Here is a 19,510-nt window from a genome sequence, read left to right on the forward strand (position 1 = left end):
GCCGCACTCTAACGCATTTGGAGATCCGAGGACTAGCCGCTGACGAAGTTGTTACAGCCTGACCGGCTACGGCTTCGCATTGCCCGCGTGCAGCACGGCCTTGCAGGCCGCCGGCATCTGCGCCAGCGTCATCGGCGGTTTCGGCTTCGGTGGCTCCGGCGGGGGTTTGGGGTGCAGCACGCCGTCGCTGAACCAGTAGGCGAGATCGGACGGCTTGCAGCCTTCGTCCTCGGATTGCGACGGCTGGCCCTCGCAGTCGCTCGCGCCCGCCGGGCAGTGCATGCGGATGTGGAAGTGGTAGTCGTGGCCCCACCACGGCCGGATCTTCGACAGCCAGGAACGGTCGCCCTTGGCCTCGCGGCACAGCGCCTTCTTGATCGCGGCATTGACGAAGATGCGCTGCACCGCCGGCTCCTGCGCCGCATCGCGCAGCACCAGCACATGGCCCGGCGTGAACACCTTTGGATCGATGTCGAGCCGGTCCGGCCGCACCATCATCACCGCCGACATGTCCTCGCGCTCTTCGCGCGAGAGCCGATGGTCGGGCATCGGCGTCAGCCAGATGTCGGCATCGAGGCCGATCTGGTGGCTGGCATGGCCGGACAGCGCCGGTCCGCCGCGCGGCTGGGCGATGTCGCCGACCAGGATGCCCGGCCATCCCGCGTCCTTGTGCGCCCTCGCCGCAAGCCGCTTGATCAGCGCGATCATCGCGGGGTGACCATAGCTGCGATTGCGCGATAACCGCATCACCTGCCAATTGTCGCCATTGAGCGGCATCTGCTCGGCGCCGCCGATGCAGCCCTTCACATAGGAGCCGATGACGTGCGCCGGTCCCTTCGACGGCAGCAGCTTTCGCGCGAACAGCTCCTTGGCACCAATACTCGGATCGTTCGGATTGGCGAGCGGCGGCAGCGGCTTTGGGTTGACGCTGCCCTTGTCCTGGGCCAGCGCGTCGCCGGCGGCCAGGAGCGTCATGACGAGCAGGAGAGGGGCGAGGCGGCGGGGACTCATGTTGACATTCTTATAGCCCAACACCGCGTCAGGGTTAAGGAACAGTCCAGCAGATGAAATCTCGTTCAAAAGTCGCAGTTCCGCAGCGTCGGCCGGCCGATTCTTAACGACGCGATAACCCTCTTATGCATTGACCAAAATTCGTGCGCGGGACGCGTGCTCACCCCCTTCTGCATGCAATCGCGCGCGATCCCGGAAATGATTCAAGGCAGCGCGCAATTTTGCGCCATCTCGTTCTCCGATGACGACAATGCGATGCGCCTGGAGCGCCCATCGGCACTGCCGCGCCTTGCAAACGGGCAATGAGGGCTGTTTTTTCGAGACTGCCAGACCGTGCGTCCCACCGCCATGCCACCCAAGATTACCTTTTTTTCAGACACTTGCCCCAAGAGTTGCGGTGGCTGGGCGCGACTGGGGCGAGTGAAGTTGAGTTTGGGGTTTCGAAAGCCAAAAAAGCGAAAGGGAAGCGTGCTTGGCAGGTCCGGCCTGCACCCGCGCAAGCCGCGCTTTGCGCGCGCCCCTCATCCTCCGTCCGAACGCGACGAAGCTTTGCGCAGCCGTGCCGAGGCTGCGATCGCGGAAGCGCGCAAATCCCATGAGCGCCTGCGCCAGGCCATCGACATCCTGCCGCAAGGCATCGTGTTTCTCGATGCCGAGGGCCGCTATGTCCTCTGGAACAAGCAATACGCGGAGATCTACAGCAAGACCGCCGATCTGTTCGAGGAGGGCGCCCGCCTGGAGGACACGCTCCGCATCGGCGTCGCCCGCGGCGACTATCCCGAAGCTGCCGGCCATGAGGAAGAATGGATCGCGGAGCGGCTGCAAAAGCTCTATCAGCCCGGCTCGCGCCACGAGCAGAAGCTGGCGGACGGCCGCGTCATCCTAATCGACGAGCGGCTAACCGAGGACGGCGGCGTCGTCGGCCTGCGCGTCGACATCACCGAGTTGAAGCAGCGCGAGGCCTCGTTCCGGCTGCTGTTCGACGGCAATCCGGTCCCCATGATCGTCTGCGCGCTGGACGACGAGCGCATCCTCGGCGTCAACGATGCCGCGGTCGCCCATTACGGCTATAGCCGCGCCGAGTTCGAGCGGCTGACGATCCGTTCCCTTCAGGCTTTCGACAATGAGCCGCCCTGGACCGCCGCTTCGGCCGGTGAGGAGCAGGCCGGACGCACCTGGAAGCACGTCAAGGCCGATGGCGCCCTGATCGACCTTGCGATCTATTCCCGCGAACTGACCTATGCCGAGCGGCCCGCGGTGCTGCTCGCGCTGATGGACATCACCGAGCGCAAGCGCGCCGAGGCGCGGCTCGCCTTCATGGCCCAGCATGACGGGCTGACCGGTCTGCCGAACCGCAATCTGCTGCGCCAGCAGGTCGACGAGATGCTGCTGCATACGAGGCGCAGCACCGACAAGGTCGCCCTGCTGATGCTGGGGCTCGACAATTTCAAGGCGGTCAACGACACGCTGGGGCACGCGGTCGGCGACAAGCTGCTGCGCGGCGTCGCCAAGCGGCTGCGTTCGTCCTTGCGCGAGGACGACGCGCTGGCGCGGCTGAACTCGGACGAGTTCGCGATCGTGCAGAGCGGCCTGACGCGTCCCGAGGATGCGGTGCTGCTGGCCAAGCGCCTGCTCGAAGCCATCGCCGATCCCTATCTGCTCGACGGCCATTCCGTGGTGATAAGCGCCTCCATCGGCATCGCGATGGCGCCGGGCGACGGCGACGATTCCGAAAAGCTGCTCAAGAGCGCCGACATGGCGCTGTCGCGCGCGAAGCTGGATGCGCGCGGCTCGTTCGCGTTCTTCGAGGCGGCGCTCGATGCGAAAGCGCAGACCCGCCGCAAGATCGAGGTCGAGCTGCGCGACGCCATCCAGAACGACGTGCTGCGGCCGTATTACCAGCCGCTGATCGACCTCCAGAGCGGCCGCATCACCGGCTTCGAGGCGCTGGTGCGCTGGCCGCATGCCGAGCGCGGCATGGTTTCGCCGGCCGAGTTCATTCCGGTGGCGGAAGAAACCGGGCTGATCAATCCGCTCGGCGGCCTGATGCTGCGCCGGGCCTGTCACGACGCAGCGACCTGGCCGGACGACGTCCGCGTCGCAGTCAACCTGTCGCCGCTTCAGTTCCGCAGCGGCAATCTGCTTTCGGTGGTGACGGATGCGCTGAAGCATTCCGGCCTGCCGCCGCGGCGGCTCGAGCTCGAGATCACGGAAACGCTGCTGCTGGAAAAGAGCGCCCAGGTGCTGGCGACGCTGCACGCGCTGCGCGCGCTCGGCGTGCGCATCTCGATGGACGATTTCGGCACCGGCTATTCCAGCCTGAGCTATCTGCGCAGCTTCCCGTTCGACAAGATCAAGATCGACCAGTCCTTCGTGCGCGATCTCGGCGCCAATCGCGAGGCCCAGGCGATCATCCGCTCCATCGTCAGCCTCGGCAAAGGCCTCGGCGTCACCATCACCGCCGAAGGCGTCGAGACCGAAGCCGAGCTGAGCTGCCTGCGTGCCGAAGGCTGCGACGAAGGCCAGGGGTTTCTGTTCAGCAAGGCCCGGCCGAATGCCGAGATCATCAGCCTGCTCGCCGCGCAGCGCGGCATCGACGGTGCCGAGGAAGACGCCGCGCTGGTGGCCTAGAGTTAGGATGCTGACCTGTTGTCTCGCGTCTCCAGATGCCCAAACCTGGAAGCTCACCGACCGACAAGTGTTACGGCCTCTTGCTCCTCGGCAGGAGCGGTTTCATGGGACCGCACGAATACGAAGCGGGATGCTGCGGGGATCTGTGCGTCGGCGCTGCCATCCTGGCCGATGAGGATCAGTCCCGCGCCGCCATTGGCGACATTCAAGATGACGGGCGCGCCCTGCCAGGTCCTGATTGGCTCCATTCCGATGATGAGAAACTCACCGATCGGCTGGTCGAAATATTGAAGCCTCAATTGTGGTCCGACTTCTGCAGCCGCCAGGCCGAAACCCAATTGTTTGGCGCGCGCATAGATCTCCGCCAGCAACGCCGTGTCGGTCCGAAAGCCCAGTTCGGCTGCCGACACCGTGAAAAGCTCTACACTCGTTTTCGTGGCGCTAACGGTAAACGTTGGCCGCGCGAGAATTTCGCCAGCCGAGTTTCCGATGCCACAACCTGCCGCATCCAAAGCGTTACTGAGGGCGAAGAAGTTTGCAAACGTCCCGATCCTGATCGTCTTCCACGCGGGGAGATCGACGGCGGATTTGATTGGGACTTGCGGCCGATCAGACGGCGCCTGCTTGAGCTTCAGCTGATTCCGCAGGACGTCTCGCGCCGAGCATTGAGCCACGGCTTCGCTCGCAAACAGGAGCGTGCATGCGGTGCAGAGGGTGGCAACAATGAGCATGCCACCATGGTGCCATCCCGGCGAATGACCCTGAATGGCATGGCAACTGACTTTCCTGCCAGCTGTTCGGCCCATAACGGACCTCTCTTGCGCAAATGCAGCGCGCTAAAAACAATTCGGAATTATCACTTCCACATGGTCGGCGCGGTCACAGCGGAAAAGCCGTCGTCCTGTAGCTATGGAAATTAGTCGGGGAAAATTCACCAAGGTTCAGCGACGAAGACGCCGGATGGCGAACTCAATATAGGTCAGCGTGCGTGCACTTTCGCAACTGGTCGACGTCAGCGCTCCCCTGAAAGGATCATCTTACCGACATCCTCGTAATGCGTGTCGCGCGCCTGGATCTGCTGGGCGATGGCGTGCATGTCGCGAAAGCGGCGCTCGAACGGATTGCTGCGGAATACGGCGGTCGCGCCGGCCATGTGATAGGCGGTGTCGACCACCTTGGCCGACTGGTGAATGGTCCAGGTCGCGGCGAGGCGAACCGAGCTCCGATGCGCCGCGCTGAACGCGCCGGTCGCGCAGAGGTCGCGCCACATCGCGCTTGCGGTCGCATAGAGATAGGCGCGCGCGGCCCGCAGGTCGCCCTCGGTGCGACCGATCAGGCCCTGGACCGCCGGGTTGTCGTGCATGGCGCTGGCCGCCAGCGACTGATGCTTGCCGCGCGCCAGCGCGATCGCGGCATCCAGCGTGGCGCGCGCCCCGCCGAGCGACACCGCGGCAAAGCCGAGGCTGAAGGTCGAGCCGGTGCCGATCCTGTAAAGTGGACCCTGCTCGCGTAGCGCGGACGGCACGTCACGAAACGCGGTGAAGCGCTCGGGGACGAACAGGTCGGCGACCTCGTAGGAATCGGTGCCGGTGCCGGCGAGCCCGATCGCCTGCCAGACGTCGTGCAGCACGGCGCTCGCGACCGGAAACAGGATGGTGCGCACCTCTGCCGAGCCGTCGGCATTTTTCCGTGGCGTGCCGTCGGCGCCGACGATGCGGACATGCGCCCCGAGCCAGCTCGCCTGCCGCGAGCCCGAGGCAAAATCCCAGCGCGCCGTGACGCGATAACCGCCCTCGACCGCCCGCGCCTCATGCGCGATTGCGCCCCAGGCGAGGATGCCCGGCGCCGTGTTGAAGATCTCCTGCGCGGTGTCGTGGTCGAGCGAGGCCGCGATCATCGCACAGACGCTGCATTGGCCGAGACACCAGGCGGTGGAGGCATCCGCTTTCGCGATCTCCTCCAGCATCTGCATGAAGGCTTCCGGCGGCGCTTCGACGCCGCGAAGACTCTGCGGCAGCAGCGCGCGATAGAGCCCGTTCTCGATCAGCGCGTCGACGACGGCCGGCGTCAGCCGCCGCGTCCGCTCGATATCGTCAGCCTCGCCCGCGATGAGCGGCGCGATGGCGCGGGCGCGTTCGCCCAGATCGACGCCGGAAATAGTGTTCATTCGCGTTTCCTCGCCCCTTCTGCCGTGAGCGGTAAGTGGTGCGATGGTGGTCTATCTGGCAGGGAGGATCAAGCTGTCGCGCAATTTCGCGCGCACGCGGATGACATCACAGCGCGGGCAAGCCCGGCGGCGGCTTGCGAGCGTTGCTTGCTTGCTCGAAGGCATACGCCAGACGCAGCAGCTTGTGCTCGCTCCAGGCGCGCCCTGCGAAGGTGACGCCGAGCGGATAATCAGGCGTGTCTTTGCCGTCGAACGTTCCCGAGATGAAGCCGCCGGGCACCATGACGCTAGGATAGCCCGCCTTGGCGGCGATCGCCGCGCCAGTTGCGCCTGGGAATAGCACGGCGTCGAGCTCGTGCCGGTTCATGTAGGCGTCCATACCGTGCGTCTTGGCGGAGAGCAGATCCATGGCACGTGCAGATTTGTACACACGTTCGCTCAAGTCGCCTCTGGTCAGGTCGGCGGCGAGGAAGAAGTCCTGGCCGAAGCGCAGCGCCTTTCCCGCGTTCGCGTTGTTGAAGGCCACGACGTCGGCAATGGTCTTGATGTCAGTATTGGTGGCCCAGTCCCTCAGATAGAGATTAAGATCACTCTTCAACTCGTAAAGGAAGACGACCGGCGGCCGCACGACCGTGCCTTTTTGGCTGCTTAGGGGATTGCAATTGAGCACCGCCATAGTTGTGCCCGGCCCACCGATCCAGCCGAGCGTCGGCATGTTGGCGCGCACGATGACGGCGCCGAGATCTTCCAGCGTCTTGATCGTTTCGGTCATCAGCTTGAACCTGTCGGGCAGCAGCTTGCCGTAATAGCAATCGTTCAGCGGGTCAGCGGGGTCGCTCGGCACGCCGATGCGCGCGCCCTTAACGGCGTCCGACGCGAGGCCGGCGGTGTAGTCGGCCGGGCGCCGCTGCGCTTGCGTCACTGGGTCGAGCGGGTCCTTGGCAGCCAGCACATTCAGCAGCATCGCCGCATCGCGCACCGTGCGCGTCATAGGCCCGGCGGTGTCCTGGCTGTGCGCGAGCGGCAGGATGCCGGCACGGCTGATCAGCCCGACCGTCGGCTTCACGGTGACCAGTCCGTTCAGGCTGGCAGGAAACAGCAGCGAGCCCGAGGTTTCGGTACCGATCGAGGCCGCGCACAGTCCGGCTGCCACCGCGACGGCCGAACCCGAGCTTGAGCCCCCTGGGGTCAGAACCGGGATGCCGTGCTCGTCCATCAGGCCTGGTGCGTAGGGGTTCTTCACCTGCCCGCCCAGCGATGAATAGCCCGAGGGCATGTCGATCGCGAGCATGTTGGCGAACTCCGTCAGGTTCGCCTTGCCCAGGAGCACCGCGCCGGCGCTCCGCAGCAGCTTGACGATGGTGGCATCATCCCTGGCGTGCGCGCCCTCGAGCGCCAGCGAGCCCGCCGTGGTCGGCTGTTCGTCGCCGGTCGCGATATTGTCCTTCAGCAGGATCGGTACGCCCGCCAGCGGCCGCTGGACCGACGGCCTCGTGCCGTCGAGCGTGCCCGCGAGCGCATCGGGATTGAGCGCGCGGACCGAGTTGAGTTTAGGCCCATCGCGGTCATAGACCGCGATGCGGGCAAGATAGAATTCGGCCAGTGCCCTCGCGGTGATCCGCCCGCCGGCCAGGTCATCGACGATGTCGCTCATCGGCGCGTGCGCGAGCATCTGCATGGTCGGTGCCGACGGCGTCCGTTCAGTCAGGCCAACTCCAGGAAGCTCGGACATGCGCGTTTCCTCGCCCATTCTGCCGTGAGCGGTCAATCGCGCGATGGTGATCTATTTGCAGAGGAGGATCAAGGTGGTGTGGCGTCAATCCGGCAATCACTACGTGAAGTGCGGAATCGGAGATGATAGCGCAAGCTCGAAGAGCTCACGCCGGCCCCAAGAAACTATTGGTGCTGCTCGGACATTATCGTTGTCCAGAAGAGCATGATACTGTTCCGAAACAGGCAGCGATTTTGACCTCCAACCGGCAGCGGCAAATGTCCTCGTCTGATGCTCCAATGAAACGCGGTGACGCAGCCCGCCGAGGGCGGAGACAGACGAAGACCCTACTGCTGATTTTAGCCATCGGATTTCTCGTTTTCGGTGCCGCTGCGGGTACATTGTATTACGCGCTGCGGCCGATAACTCTTCGGATTGCCGTCGGACCGCCGGGAAGCAACGATCACAAAGTGATCGAGGCGATGACCGAGGCCTTTGTCAACGAGAGCAGGACCGTGAGGCTGTCTCCGATCACGACCGCCGGAGCGGCCGAAGCTCTCGCTCTGCTCGGTGCCGGCAAGGTCGACCTTGCGGTGGGTCGCGGCGATCTGGAAATGCCCGCCGACGCGCAAACAGTCGTCATCTTACGCAAGAACTTCGTCGTGCTGTGGTCTTCTTCGGGACCGGCGGGCAAGGGCTCCAAGCGAAAGCCGGCGGCGAAAATCAAGGAGGTCGCCGATCTCGCGGGACACAAGGTGGGGGTGATCGGCGCGACCCCGGCGAACGCCGCGTTGCTGAGGGTGATCCTGAGCGCCGCCGGTGTGGAGCCGGACAAGGTCACGGTCACTCAATTCGGCACGGGCCAACTCGAGGAGCTGGCGCGCGACCCGAGCCTCGACGCCTTCATGGCGGTCGGTCCGCTCGACAGCAAGATAACCGCCGACGCGATTGCCGCGACCGCCCGGATGCGGGGCGAGCCGAAATTTCTCGCGATCGACGCATCGGAAGCCATCGCCCTGAAGCATCCTCGTTATGAATCGGAGGAAATTCCGCCAAGCATTTTCAATGCGAATCCAGCCCGGCCGGATGACAAGGTGGAGACCGTCAGTGTCAGCCATTTGATCGTCGCACGGAAAGCCTTGTCCGAAACGACAGTGTCAGCGTTCTACCGCCAGCAATTCGCCCTCCGCCAGGCGATCGCCAGGCAGGTGCCTGGCGCTGCGCAAATCACCAAGCCGGACACAGAGAAGGAAGCCGAGCTGCCGGTTCACCGGGGAGCGGCGGCCGTGATCGACGGGACCGAGCGCACCTTCCTCGACAGGTACGGCGACTACTTCTGGTTTGCGCTCCTGCTTCTCTCCGGCATCGGCTCGGCCGGCGCCTGGCTGCGTCAATATCTGAATCGGGATGAAAGGGACGAGAACACCAGCCATCGCAACAGAATCCTGGCCCTGGTTTCCAAGGTGCGCACCGCGGAGTTCGACCACGAACTGCTGGCCATGCAGCAGGAGGTTGACAGCATCATCGAGGAAACGCTTGGCTGCTACGATGACGGCGCCATCGAGGAGGAGGAGCTGGCAGCCTTCGGCCTTGTGCTCGAACTGTTCGACCATGCCCTCAGTGAGAGGCGCGCAGCGTTGCAAACCCCTCCTTCGAACGTGCTCGCCGCGCGGCGGTAGGCGAAACAATAAGCCCGCTGCCCGCTGAATCCCAGAGAACAGTCCAAACCGGATCTAGGTCGGGTCCTTTAGCAGGCGCTCCATGATAATCGTGCGTTCGTCACCATGATAGCTGTCGTGCACCGCCTTGAACCCGAGCCGCGCGTAGAAAGTCTCGGCGGTAACGGAAGAAGGGACGGTCAGCGAAGCAATGTTTCGCGCGCGCGCCGTGCGCTCAATCTCGGCCATCAGCAGCTTGCCGATGCCCCGGGCCTGAACATCGGGAGCCACGAAAACGGTGCGGACCACATTTCCGTCGAGACCTGCGGTCGCAACGATGCGGCTGCGGATCGTGGCGACAAACACGGTGCGTTGTCCGATCAGTCGCCGTACGGCTTCGGGACTGAAGCTATGCGCGATCCTTTCGATGATCCCGTCCGCATAGTCCTTCGCGTTCGTTTCCCGCAGCGCCCACAAGATGACCGCGCTGATCTCATCGGCATCATCTGCGCGTGCAGGCCGGATTGCGCATTCCATGGGCCACTCCAGTCGGCGCGCCGGGTTCGCTCCGTGAAAAGCGCAATGACCCCTCGCTATTGCAGTCCCAGACCGCTGCAGTACCACGCCATGTCTTCGTGTCTCCAGCCCCGCTTGACGCCTGATTCCTTGCATTCGTTGTAGGTCTTGAAGTTTGCTCCGTTTCGGCAGCCTGACGGGTAGCTCCCGAAGCCGCCACCCGAGGTGGAACATGCGACCGGGCTGGCTGCCGTGGTCGGGGCGGCCGTGGCTTTGGGAGCTGCGTTCGCTGATGTGATCGACAAAATGATCAAGCCCCCTAACGCTAAAACCGAAGCTTTCATTGCCTTCTCCTGATCGCAGGGATGCGTCATGCTATCCCAGGATGTGTTGTAGCAGAAGATGCAACCGAGATGAAGGAACACTGTGCTGCGCGCGCTTTCTGGTTGTGCCATTCAACAGCAAACCCCCACTGCGTCGGTTCCTTCGGAGGAACGGTCATCAGCTCCAGGCGTTTGAGGTAGCGAAAGGACACTTGCATGACCGAGAAATTCGATCCGGCGCCGCCGGACAAGAACGCGGAAGATCTCAAGCGTGGCATCCGACGCGACAAGGCCAAGGACGACGAATTGGAAAAGGGCTTGAAGGACAGTTTCCCGGCGTCGGACCCGGTGAGCAGCACCCAGGCGTCGAAGGCGACGCCGGACGCATGAAGGAGGGATAGATTATGGGCATCGCAGCCTATGATATTGTTGGCAGGGATGGTGCATGGCACGTCGACCACGATGGTGAAATCAGGAACACTTACCAGACCAAGGAAGCCGCTTTCGAGGCGGCTGTTGCGGCGGCATCGCTTGCCATGCGGCAGGGTCACTCCGTCCGGCTGACGGTGCCGGAGAGCGAGAACGCCGTCGGCGCGGAAAATTCGGGCGGATGACCTTCGAGGAAATCCCCGTTCTACACGGCCGCCAGCAAATGAGCTGGCGCAAACGGCTTGCGCAAAAAAATCGTGTTGGGCGGCAGCGGCGCCATCACCGTCCCGGACATCAGCACGATGTTCAGCCCCGGATGGGCACTGCGAGCGTACTCTGCGAGCTCGAGCCCGGTCATTCTCCCTGCGAGGTTGTGATCGGTGATGAGCGCCCGCAGCTCCGTGCCCGTCGACGCCACGATAAGCTCCGCCGCTTCTGCGGTGGCACATTCGACGACTTCGAACCCTTCGTCCTTGAGGAGGTCGGATAGAACTTCGCGCTGGAGCGAGTCATCCTCGACCAGCAGCATGACGAAATTCGACATGCGGTCATTCCCAACTTATCGGATGTTAATGCGCATCCCGGAAGATTGTTCGGTTGTGATGTCTTCGTTCGCAGCAACCTGCGCACGGCATGATCAGTCGAACATGTTGCATTCTCCTTGAGGCTTCGACGGAGGCGCCGAAGCGGGGATCGGACAGGAGTGGCAATGGCAATCGTCTTCATCACGGGCAGCACGGACGGTCTGGGCCGCGCAGCTGCCCAGTCTCTCCTCGAACAGGGCCACCAAATCGTCCTGCACGCGCGATCGGCGGAACGTGCGGCGGCAATCTCCGAGCTTGAATCGCATTCCGCACGGGTCGTGATCGGCGATCTCAAGAGCGCCGCCCAGACGAGGCACGTGGCAGATCAGGTCAACGCAATCGGACGAATGGACGCGGTCATCCACAACGCCGGCGTCTATACCGAGCGCAGCCGCGGCCCGACGCCCGAAGGCCACGCCACCACCCTGGCGGTCAACACGCTCGCACCCTATTTGCTCACCGCCCTGATGAAGCGCCCCGATCGCCTGGTGTATCTCAGCAGCGGACTACATCGCGGCGGAGAGGGATCGCTAGGCGATCTCGACTGGACGAGGCGAGCCTGGGATTCGGCCAAGGCGTATGCGGAGAGCAAGCTGCACATGGTCGCACTGGCCTTTGCCTTGGCGCGGCGTTGGCCGCAGGTGCTGAGCAACGCCGTCGATCCCGGCTGGGCGCGCACCAAAATGGGCGGTGCCGGAGCGCCGGTCGGCGTGGCCACCGGACAACGGACGCAGACCTGGCTCGCTGTGAGCGATGATCCCGCCGCCCTGGTCAGCGGTCGTTACTGGCATGACCTCCGGCAACAAGAGCCGGCGCACGAAGCGACCGATCCCGATTTTCAGGACAGGCTTCTCGACAGACTGGGCGAGTTGACGGGGGTGATGCTGCCCCCGGCGTAGAAGCAATTCGCCTGATGCTCGTAGGATGGGTAGAGCGCAAGCGAAACCCATCAAACTTCCAGACAGCGCTCGTCGGCCGATGGGTTTCGCAAGAGCTCAACCGATCCTACGAGCTGATCGGGCGTTGGTCCAAATGACCGGAATGTGCACCGATGCCTCGTCGAGCCGGTGTTCCTCCAATCGCACCGAAGACCTCGCGTGAGGTCCGTCAGACGTCCGCTATCGGAAACACTTCCAGCTTGGCTGCTGATTTTTCCAGCAACGAGGCCTGACCTGTCCGCCGAGGGTCATTCCGATAGTTTTGAAAGTCCTCATCGGATGCGAAGCTGACGATGTGCATCTCGATGGTGCCATCCGGAGTTCGAAGCCGACGGTCCAGACGTCCGTTGAACTCGGGCAATAGCGGCAGAACCGCGCCCTTGTAGGCTCGAAAGTCCGCGATACCCTCTGCCGGTATTCGGGCCACGAGCACGACTGGTTTGCTTTGATGGGACATCGCCGCCTGCCGACCGCACCGCTGCCATGATGCCATCATGCTCCTGTTTTGCCCGACGAGTCAAACAGGATTCGTAAAATCGGAAGTTGGAAAAACCTTGTGCCAACAACGTGCCGGCTACTGTGCATGGGGTTGTTTTCGCGTTTTTTGTTATCCGGCCCCAAACATCCCTACCGGACCTGTGTTGTTTCGCTCGAGCCGGGCTAGGCCCCCGCCTCAGCTATCCACCTTCAGCGCGGCAATGAAGGCTTCCTGCGGGATGTCGACCTTGCCGAACTGCCGCATCTTCTTCTTGCCTTCCTTCTGCTTCTCCAGAAGTTTTCGTTTGCGCGTGATGTCGCCGCCGTAGCACTTTGCGGTGACGTCCTTGCGCAGCGCACGCACCGTCTCGCGGGCGATCACCTTGCCGCCGATCGCCGCCTGGATCGGGATCTGGAACATGTGCGGCGGGATCAAATCCTTCATCTTCTCGACCATGGCGCGGCCGCGCCCCTCCGCGCGGGTGCGGTGGACCAGCATCGAGAGCGCGTCGACCGGCTCGTTGTTGACGAGGATCTGCATCTTCACCAGATCGGCCGGCTTGTAGTCGGTGAGATGATAGTCGAACGAGGCGTAGCCTTTGGAGACCGACTTCAGGCGGTCGTAGAAGTCGAACACGACCTCGTTGAGCGGCAGATCGTATTTCACCATGGCGCGGGAGCCGACATACGTCAGCTCCTTCTGCACGCCGCGGCGATCCTGGCACAGCTTCAGCACGCTGCCGAGATATTCGTCGGGCGTGAGAATCGTGGCCTCGATCCAGGGCTCCTGGATCTCCGCGATCTTGACCACATCAGGCATGTCGACAGGATTGTGGATCGAGATTTCCTGCCCGTCGGTCAGGCTCATCTTGTAGATCACGCTCGGCGCGGTCGCGATCAGGTTGAGATCGAATTCGCGCGACAGACGCTCCTGGATGATCTCCAGGTGCAACAGCCCGAGGAAGCCGCAGCGGAAGCCGAAGCCGAGTGCGGCCGAGGTCTCCATCTCGTAGGAGAAGCTGGCATCGTTGAGGCGCAGCTTGCCCATCGCCGCGCGCAAGGTCTCGAAGTCGTCGGCGTCGGCGGGGAACAAGCCGCAGAACACCACGGGAATGGCCGGCTTGAAGCCCGCCAGCATCTCGGTGACAGGCTTCTTGTCGTCGGTGATGGTGTCGCCGACGCGGGTGTCGGCCACTTCTTTGATCGCGGCGGTGATGAAGCCGATCTCGCCGGGGCCGAGCTCGTCGACCTGCGTCATCTTCGGGGTGAAGAAGCCGACGCGCTCGATGTCATAGGCCGCGCCCGTGCCCATCATGCGAACCCGGCTGCCCTTCTTCATGACACCGTCGACGACGCGGATCAGCACGACGACGCCGAGATAGACGTCGTACCAGCTGTCGACCAGCAGCGCCTTCAGCGTCGCCTCGCGGTCGCCCTTCGGCGGCGGCAGGCGGGTGACGATCGCTTCCAGCACATCGGGCACGCCGAGGCCGGTCTTGGCCGAGATCATCACGGATTCGGAGGCGTCGATGCCGATGACGTCCTCGATCTGTTGCTTGACCTTCTCGGGCTCTGCGGCGGGGAGGTCGACCTTGTTCAGGACCGGAACGATCTCATGCCCCGCATCGAGCGCGTGGTAGACGTTGGCGAGCGTCTGCGCCTCGACGCCCTGGCTGGCGTCGACCACCAGCAGGGAACCCTCGCAGGCCGCCAGCGACCGCGAGACTTCGTAGGCGAAGTCGACATGGCCGGGCGTGTCCATCAGGTTGAAGATGTAATCCTTGCCGTCCTTGGCGCGGTAGGCGAGGCGCACCGTCTGCGCCTTGATGGTGATGCCGCGCTCGCGCTCGATGTCCATGGAATCGAGCACCTGCTCCTTGCCCGCCATTTCCCGGTCGGTGAGGCCGCCGGTCATCTGAATCAGGCGGTCGGCCAGCGTCGATTTGCCATGGTCGATATGGGCGACGATGGAGAAATTGCGGATGTTGGAAATGGGGACGGTCGTCATGGGCGCGGGATACCACTCACATCCCCGTGCGGCAACCATATTGCTGTATTTTCAGGGCCTTTGTTCACGCCAAGCTGATTCCACGACAGCCCGAAACGCGCTACGCAACGCCTGATGTCCAGGCCCATGTCGACGACCTCGATCCCGTCTGCCCGAGCGCGCGCGAAGACCCGGGTGAGCTATGCCCGCTTTCGGGCCTGGCTGGTTGCCAGCGCGACCCGCCCCGAGGCGCGCCTGTGGCTGGTGATCCAGCTCGCCATCCTGCATGCGGTGCTCTGGACCTTCATCCTGATTAATCTCAAGGCCGCGCAGGACGTTCACATGGACGTCGCGGAAGCCTGGGGCTGGGGCCAGAAATTCCTCTGGGGCTACGGCAAGCACCCGCCGCTGTCCGGCTGGGTCGCCGGCCTCTGGTTCACATTGTTCCCGCCGACGGACTGGGCGACCTATGCGCTGGCGATGACGACCGTCAGCACCGGTATGGTGATCTGCTGGCTCATCGCGCTACGCGTCGTGGATGCGCGGCGCGCGTTCCTGGTCGTGGTGATGGTCGCGCTCTACCCGATCTTCAATTTCAAGGGTTTCAAGTACAATCCCGACCTGCTCCAGCTCGTCACCTTGCCGCTCGTCGTGCTCGCTTATCTCAATGCGTTCGAGAAGCGGGGCTGGCAATCCGGAGTCTTGCTCGGCCTTGCCGGCGCACTGGCGCTGATGACCAAATACTGGGTGCTGACCATGATCGGCGCCATCGGGCTTGCCGCGCTGATCCATCCGGAGCGGATGAGATTCCTGTCGTCGCCGGCGCCATGGGTTGCGATCGCGACGATGGTGGTGGCGATGATCCCGCACATCGTCTGGCTGGCGGACGCGCATTTCGTGCCGCTGACCTATGCGGGCGACACCTACAGCCTCGAGGACAGCGGCCAGGTGCATCAGCTCGTGGCCGGCTATGCCCTGCATAATGTCGCGCTGCTGGCATTGCCGGTGGCGCTGGCTGCACTGGCGATGGCGCTGGTGCCGCCTTGGTTCAGGCTGCTCCTGCGTGCGCCCTTGCGCATCGTCACGCGGGCCTGGGCGCGCGGCGCGAATGTGAGCGTGAACCTTTCGCAGGCGCGCAACGTCTGGATTATCCAGATCATCGTCGCGGTCGGCCCGGCGCTCGGCGCGCTCGCCTTCAGCATCTACATGAAGACCGATTGGGGCATCTCGCTGTTCTTTCTGGTGCCGCTCTCGCTGGTCGCGATCCCGGCGTTGCGGGTGCAGAGTGCGGCGCTGTTCAACATTGTCGCGATCTGGCTCGTGCTCAGCGTTGCCACGCTCGCTGCCTCGCCGTGGATCGCCGCGCGCGAGATGGCGGCCAATGCCGGCAACACGGCGACTTATGGCGCGCGCTCGGATCTCGCACGCGAGCTGACGCAGGCCTGGCACGCGCGCTTCGCCTCGCGCTGGGCGGTCGTCGCCGGCACCATGGAGTCGATCCAGCCGATGGTGTTCTACAGCCCGGATCATCCGGCCGCGTTCACGCCGCTCGAAGCCTGGGGGTCCGGGTTGATTTCGCCCGATGACGTCAAGCGATACGGCTTCATCGGCGTGTTCGACCCGGCCGACGGCCGCCTGCCGGCGTTCGAGAAATGGGTGTCCGAAGTTGCGCCAAACGCCGAGCGCATCGTCATGACGACGCGCCGTTTCACCCACGGCAAGGCCGGTCCGTCGATGAGCTGGAACATCTACATCGCGCCGCCGGGGAAATGATCGAGGCGAAGCCGCCTAAATCCCTTCCTCGTTGAATTTGCTTTCAACGAGTTCGGTGATCGCCGCGAGCGCGGCTTCGGCATCGTCGCCGGAAGCGGCGACCGTGATGGTGGTGCCGGGACCGGCGGCGAGCATCATCAGGCCCATGATCGAGGTGCCGCCGACGGTTTCGCCGCCGCGCGTCACCCAGACCTGCGCGTTGAAGCGCTCGACGGCCTGGACGAACTTGGCGGAGGCCCGCGCGTGCAGGCCGCGCTTGTTGATGATCAGGAGGTCCTTGGAGATCGCGCCCGCGGGCACGCCCGTCCCGGCTTGCGGCGCCTCGTCGCTCATTTGCCGGCGAGGACGCGGCTGGCGATGGTGACGTATTTGCGGCCGGCTTCCTGGGCCATCGCGATCGCGTCGGGGAGCGGACGCTCCTCGCGCACCTTGGCGAGCTTCACCAGCATGGGAAGGTTGATGCCCGCGAGCACTTCGACCTTCGGCCGGCTCATGCAGGATATTGCCAAATTGGACGGCGTGCCGCCGAACATGTCGGTGAGGATCGCGACGCCGTCGCCGGAATCGACGCGGTTAACCGCCTCGATAATGTCGCTTCGACAGAGATCGGAATCATCTTCGGCGCCGATCGTGATCGCTTCGATTTGCTTTTGTGGGCCCATGACATGTTCAAGCGCTGCCTTGAATTCGTCGGCAAGGCGCCCGTGGGTCACAAGTACTAGACCAATCATCGGAAAACTCCTCGCGGGCGCTTTTGGTGCACCGCACGAACGCGCCACTTTGACCATCCAGAGCCCCCGCGCAAGAGGGGATGTTGCGTATCTCCCTGAATCTAGACGGATGGATAAGGGGAGCTGCGCCGGTCTATTCGGTCGCGAGTGTGGGGTTCATATGGTTACCATTTCCCTTCAAACAATCGGCTGAAGGGTTAACGGAAGATGAACTCTTGGTAGTGGTCAAGGCCGCGACAACCAGAGGGAGGGGCAAATAGTCGCGGCCCACAGGTATTCGCGGTATTTCGACACCGAAAATGACTGTTTTCAAAGATTCTGCCGGCGGCAGTCGCTCCGCATCCGCGGCGTCCAGATCGACCACGAGGCCGACGGTCGCATGCTCCACAAAGTCGCAGCGGCGGATTCCCAGCCCCCGGATCTCGATCAGGCCGGCCAGGACCGGGGCGGGGCGGACCTCAATTTCGCGGCCGAGTGTCGCCAGATGGACACGGTCATCACCGACCAGAACGGCCCTTTCGAGCACGCCGCTACGTCCCGCCATGATCAAATCGAAGGCAAGGCGCGACTTGCCGGAGCCCGAGGGCCCGCGGATCAGCACCGCCAGATCTCCAACCTTGACCGCCGAGGCGTGAATGCTGGGGCCGCCGTCGCTCATAGCGCCGGCAGCCTCACCACGAAGCGCGCGCCGACAACACTCGGCGCTCCGTCCTCGTCCGCCGGGCCGGGGCGGTTCTCGGCCCAGATACGTCCGCCATGCGCGTCGACGATCTGCTTGGAGATCGACAGGCCGAGGCCGGAGTTCTGGCCAAAGCCCTGATGAGGTCGGTCGGTGTAGAAGCGCTCGAAGATGCGCTCCAACGCGTCGTCGCGGATTCCGGGGCCGTCGTCGTCGACCACGATCTCGATCTCTCCGCGCACGCGGCGGCAGGTGAGGCGCACCTTGTTGCCGGGCTCGGAGAAGGACTGTGCGTTCGAGAGCAGGTTGGAGACCACCTGTCCGAGCCGCGAATCGTGGCCGGTCACGGCGAAATTGTCGGTCGGGCTGCGGCCCTCGAAACGCATTTCGACCGCGACGTCATGGCCGAGCTTGGTTTCATTGGCGACGGAGACGAGCGTCGTCAGCAGGCGGCGCAGGTCGACCGGGATCGCATCCTGGCGCTGCAGTTCGGCATCGAGACGGCTGGCGTCGGAGATGTCCGAGATCAGCCGGTCGAGCCGCTTGACGTCATGCTCGATCACCTCGAGCAGCCGCGCGCGGCTGTTCTCGTTGCGCGCCAGCGGCAACGTCTCGACCGCGGAGCGCAACGAGGTCAACGGGTTCTTCAATTCGTGGGCGACGTCGGCGGCGAACATCTCGATCGCTTCGATGCGGCTGTAGAGTGCACTGGTCATGTCGCGCAGCGCACCGGAGAGATGGCCGATCTCGTCGCGACGACGTGTGAAGTCGGGAATTTCGACCCGGGTCCTGATGCGGCGGCGGATCAGCTCGGCGCTGTCTGCGAGCCGGCGGACCGGACCTGCGATCGTGCTGGCGAGCAGCAGCGACAGCATGATCATGACCGCGGCGGCGACACCGCCCACCTTGAGGATCGCGAGGCGCTCCGCGGTGACCATCTGGTCGATGTCGTCGCCCTGCGTCGACAGCATCAGCGCGCCGTGGATGGCGCGCGAGCGCAGTACGGGGACCGCGACCGAGACGATCACCTCGCCGCGCGCATTGACCCGCACCATCGAGCGCTTCTGGCCCTGAAGCGCGTCGCCCACCTCCGCATAGCCATTGCCGTTCTCGGGGCCGAGCTCGCGATAGAGCGGCAGGTCGCCGCGATTGAGCCAAGTACGAACCGCGACCATGCCGCGTTCGACCATGCCCGGCTTCTCGGCGGAGACTGACGGCAGGGGGAAGCGCACCACGGTATCGAGGCTGCGGCTGTCGACCAACAGGCTGCCGTTCGGGTCGTAGATGCGGGCGCGCGTCTTGGTCGGCGAGATCAGCGTGCGCAGCACCGGCGCCACGCGCTCCGGATTGATCGGAAAATCCAGCGGGGAATACTCGTCCGACCCGCCATAGGTCTCGCCCGGCTTGAGGTCGAGCAACCGGTCGGGGTCGATGGTGATGGCGTTGGTCTGCACCGTCGCGGAGGCCGCGATCGCGCCGGCGATGATCTCCGCCTGCACCAGCAGGCTCTGCGCGCGCGCGTCGATCAGGCCGGCGCGGAATTGCGACAGATAGAGGATGCTCGCCACCAGCGCGACGAGGCCGGCGAGGTTGAGCGAAACGATGCGGCGGGTCAGGCTCGAGAAGGACAGCGCGAAGAAGAACTGCCCGGCGCGTTTCAGCCAGTTCAGCGGACGCCAGCCCCGCACGGCCGGCTTGTCATCGGCCAATTGATCCGGAGCGCCGCGGGCGGTGACGTCCTCGGCGTTCTGGTTCTCGTCAGGCTGCGTTCGGTCAAGCAATGCTCACGCCCGCGTTAGGACAGCTCGTGCGAAGGTCCCCGCATCCTAGAGCCATCCCGGTCCCGATGGAATCAGAACCGGCGATGCTCTCGGTCTTTCGTGGAGGCGCGCGCG

Annotated in this window: 18 protein-coding genes; 6 read left to right on the plus strand and 12 right to left on the minus strand. The window is 64.1% G+C overall.

The genetic code is table 11. From position 1 onward, the window contains the following. Positions 1–66: 66 nt before the first annotated feature. On the minus strand, positions 67–1,011 hold the full coding sequence (mepA, locus tag AC0L3K_RS32440) for a penicillin-insensitive murein endopeptidase (protein WP_473367573.1): 945 nt from the start codon (positions 1,009–1,011) through the stop codon (positions 67–69). A 468-nt stretch (positions 1,012–1,479) separates the two neighbouring features. On the opposite strand from mepA, the gene AC0L3K_RS32445 reads away from it, so the two are divergent. Then, positions 1,480–3,642: a putative bifunctional diguanylate cyclase/phosphodiesterase gene (locus tag AC0L3K_RS32445; RefSeq protein WP_219679138.1), complete on the plus strand. Its 2,163-nt coding sequence runs from the start codon at positions 1,480–1,482 to the stop codon at positions 3,640–3,642. A gap of 53 nt (positions 3,643–3,695) precedes the next feature. On the opposite strand, the gene AC0L3K_RS32450 is transcribed toward AC0L3K_RS32445, so the two are convergent. The 3 genes from AC0L3K_RS32450 to AC0L3K_RS32460 all read right to left on the minus strand — a co-directional run bounded on the left by AC0L3K_RS32450 (position 3,696) and on the right by AC0L3K_RS32460 (position 7,541). Further along, on the minus strand, positions 3,696–4,448 hold the full coding sequence (locus tag AC0L3K_RS32450; protein ID WP_354200035.1) for a hypothetical protein: 753 nt from the start codon (positions 4,446–4,448) through the stop codon (positions 3,696–3,698). Between the two features lie 206 nt (positions 4,449–4,654). Continuing rightward, positions 4,655–5,809, minus strand: coding sequence for an acyl-CoA dehydrogenase family protein (locus AC0L3K_RS32455; protein ID WP_473367574.1), 1,155 nt, complete (start codon positions 5,807–5,809; stop codon positions 4,655–4,657). A 106-nt stretch (positions 5,810–5,915) separates the two neighbouring features. Next, on the minus strand, positions 5,916–7,541 hold the full coding sequence (locus tag AC0L3K_RS32460; RefSeq protein WP_473367575.1) for an amidase family protein: 1,626 nt from the start codon (positions 7,539–7,541) through the stop codon (positions 5,916–5,918). 278 nt (positions 7,542–7,819) lie between these two features. Between AC0L3K_RS32460 and AC0L3K_RS32465 the strand changes: the two genes are divergently transcribed. Beyond that, the gene (locus AC0L3K_RS32465; RefSeq protein WP_473367576.1) at positions 7,820–9,199 is read left to right on the plus strand and encodes a TAXI family TRAP transporter solute-binding subunit; all 1,380 of its coding nucleotides are present in this window, start codon (positions 7,820–7,822) and stop codon (positions 9,197–9,199) included. 54 nt (positions 9,200–9,253) lie between these two features. On the opposite strand, the gene AC0L3K_RS32470 is transcribed toward AC0L3K_RS32465, so the two are convergent. Further along, complete coding sequence (locus AC0L3K_RS32470; RefSeq protein WP_473255336.1) at positions 9,254–9,715, minus strand: GNAT family N-acetyltransferase; 462 nt, start codon at positions 9,713–9,715, stop codon at positions 9,254–9,256. Between the two features lie 518 nt (positions 9,716–10,233). On the opposite strand from AC0L3K_RS32470, the gene AC0L3K_RS32475 reads away from it, so the two are divergent. Continuing rightward, entirely contained in the window at positions 10,234–10,407 is a 174-nt protein-coding gene (locus AC0L3K_RS32475; RefSeq protein WP_219679146.1) for a hypothetical protein, read from the plus strand. Between the two features lie 14 nt (positions 10,408–10,421). Continuing rightward, complete coding sequence (locus AC0L3K_RS32480; RefSeq protein WP_219679148.1) at positions 10,422–10,631, plus strand: hypothetical protein; 210 nt, start codon at positions 10,422–10,424, stop codon at positions 10,629–10,631. Positions 10,632–10,651: 20 nt separating this feature from the next. Here AC0L3K_RS32480 and AC0L3K_RS32485 read toward each other — a convergent pair whose 3' ends face one another. Continuing rightward, positions 10,652–10,990, minus strand: a complete 339-nt coding sequence (locus AC0L3K_RS32485) for a response regulator (protein ID WP_007597763.1) — start codon at positions 10,988–10,990, stop codon at positions 10,652–10,654. Between the two features lie 165 nt (positions 10,991–11,155). On the opposite strand from AC0L3K_RS32485, the gene AC0L3K_RS32490 reads away from it, so the two are divergent. After that, positions 11,156–11,929, plus strand: coding sequence for an SDR family NAD(P)-dependent oxidoreductase (locus tag AC0L3K_RS32490; RefSeq protein WP_473367577.1), 774 nt, complete (start codon positions 11,156–11,158; stop codon positions 11,927–11,929). 208 nt (positions 11,930–12,137) lie between these two features. Here the strand turns inward: AC0L3K_RS32490 and AC0L3K_RS32495 are convergent, their stop codons facing one another. Together AC0L3K_RS32495 and lepA are read right to left on the minus strand one after the other, a co-directional pair. Further along, entirely contained in the window at positions 12,138–12,425 is a 288-nt protein-coding gene (locus AC0L3K_RS32495) for a hypothetical protein (protein WP_473255332.1), read from the minus strand. Between the two features lie 216 nt (positions 12,426–12,641). Further along, entirely contained in the window at positions 12,642–14,453 is a 1,812-nt protein-coding gene (lepA, locus tag AC0L3K_RS32500; RefSeq protein ID WP_007597755.1) for a translation elongation factor 4, read from the minus strand. A gap of 126 nt (positions 14,454–14,579) precedes the next feature. Between lepA and AC0L3K_RS32505 the strand changes: the two genes are divergently transcribed. After that, on the plus strand, positions 14,580–16,205 hold the full coding sequence (locus AC0L3K_RS32505; protein WP_354200377.1) for a glycosyltransferase family 39 protein: 1,626 nt from the start codon (positions 14,580–14,582) through the stop codon (positions 16,203–16,205). A 15-nt stretch (positions 16,206–16,220) separates the two neighbouring features. On the opposite strand, the gene AC0L3K_RS32510 is transcribed toward AC0L3K_RS32505, so the two are convergent. From AC0L3K_RS32510 to AC0L3K_RS32525, 4 genes are all read right to left on the minus strand, one after another. Next, positions 16,221–16,538 (minus strand): HPr family phosphocarrier protein, encoded by a 318-nt coding sequence (locus tag AC0L3K_RS32510; RefSeq protein WP_007597753.1) that lies wholly within the window; start codon positions 16,536–16,538, stop codon positions 16,221–16,223. Next, entirely contained in the window at positions 16,535–16,936 is a 402-nt protein-coding gene (locus AC0L3K_RS32515; RefSeq protein ID WP_007597752.1) for a PTS sugar transporter subunit IIA, read from the minus strand. The genes AC0L3K_RS32510 and AC0L3K_RS32515 overlap by 4 nt, the downstream gene beginning before the upstream one ends. Before the next feature lie 133 nt (positions 16,937–17,069). Beyond that, entirely contained in the window at positions 17,070–17,594 is a 525-nt protein-coding gene (locus tag AC0L3K_RS32520) for an HPr kinase/phosphorylase (protein ID WP_354200024.1), read from the minus strand. Then, positions 17,591–19,396: a sensor histidine kinase gene (locus AC0L3K_RS32525; RefSeq protein WP_219679159.1), complete on the minus strand. Its 1,806-nt coding sequence runs from the start codon at positions 19,394–19,396 to the stop codon at positions 17,591–17,593. The genes AC0L3K_RS32520 and AC0L3K_RS32525 overlap by 4 nt, the downstream gene beginning before the upstream one ends. Between the last annotated feature and the right edge of the window lie 114 nt (positions 19,397–19,510).

The sequence above is a fragment of the Bradyrhizobium sp. MI1.10 genome (assembly GCF_055811035.1).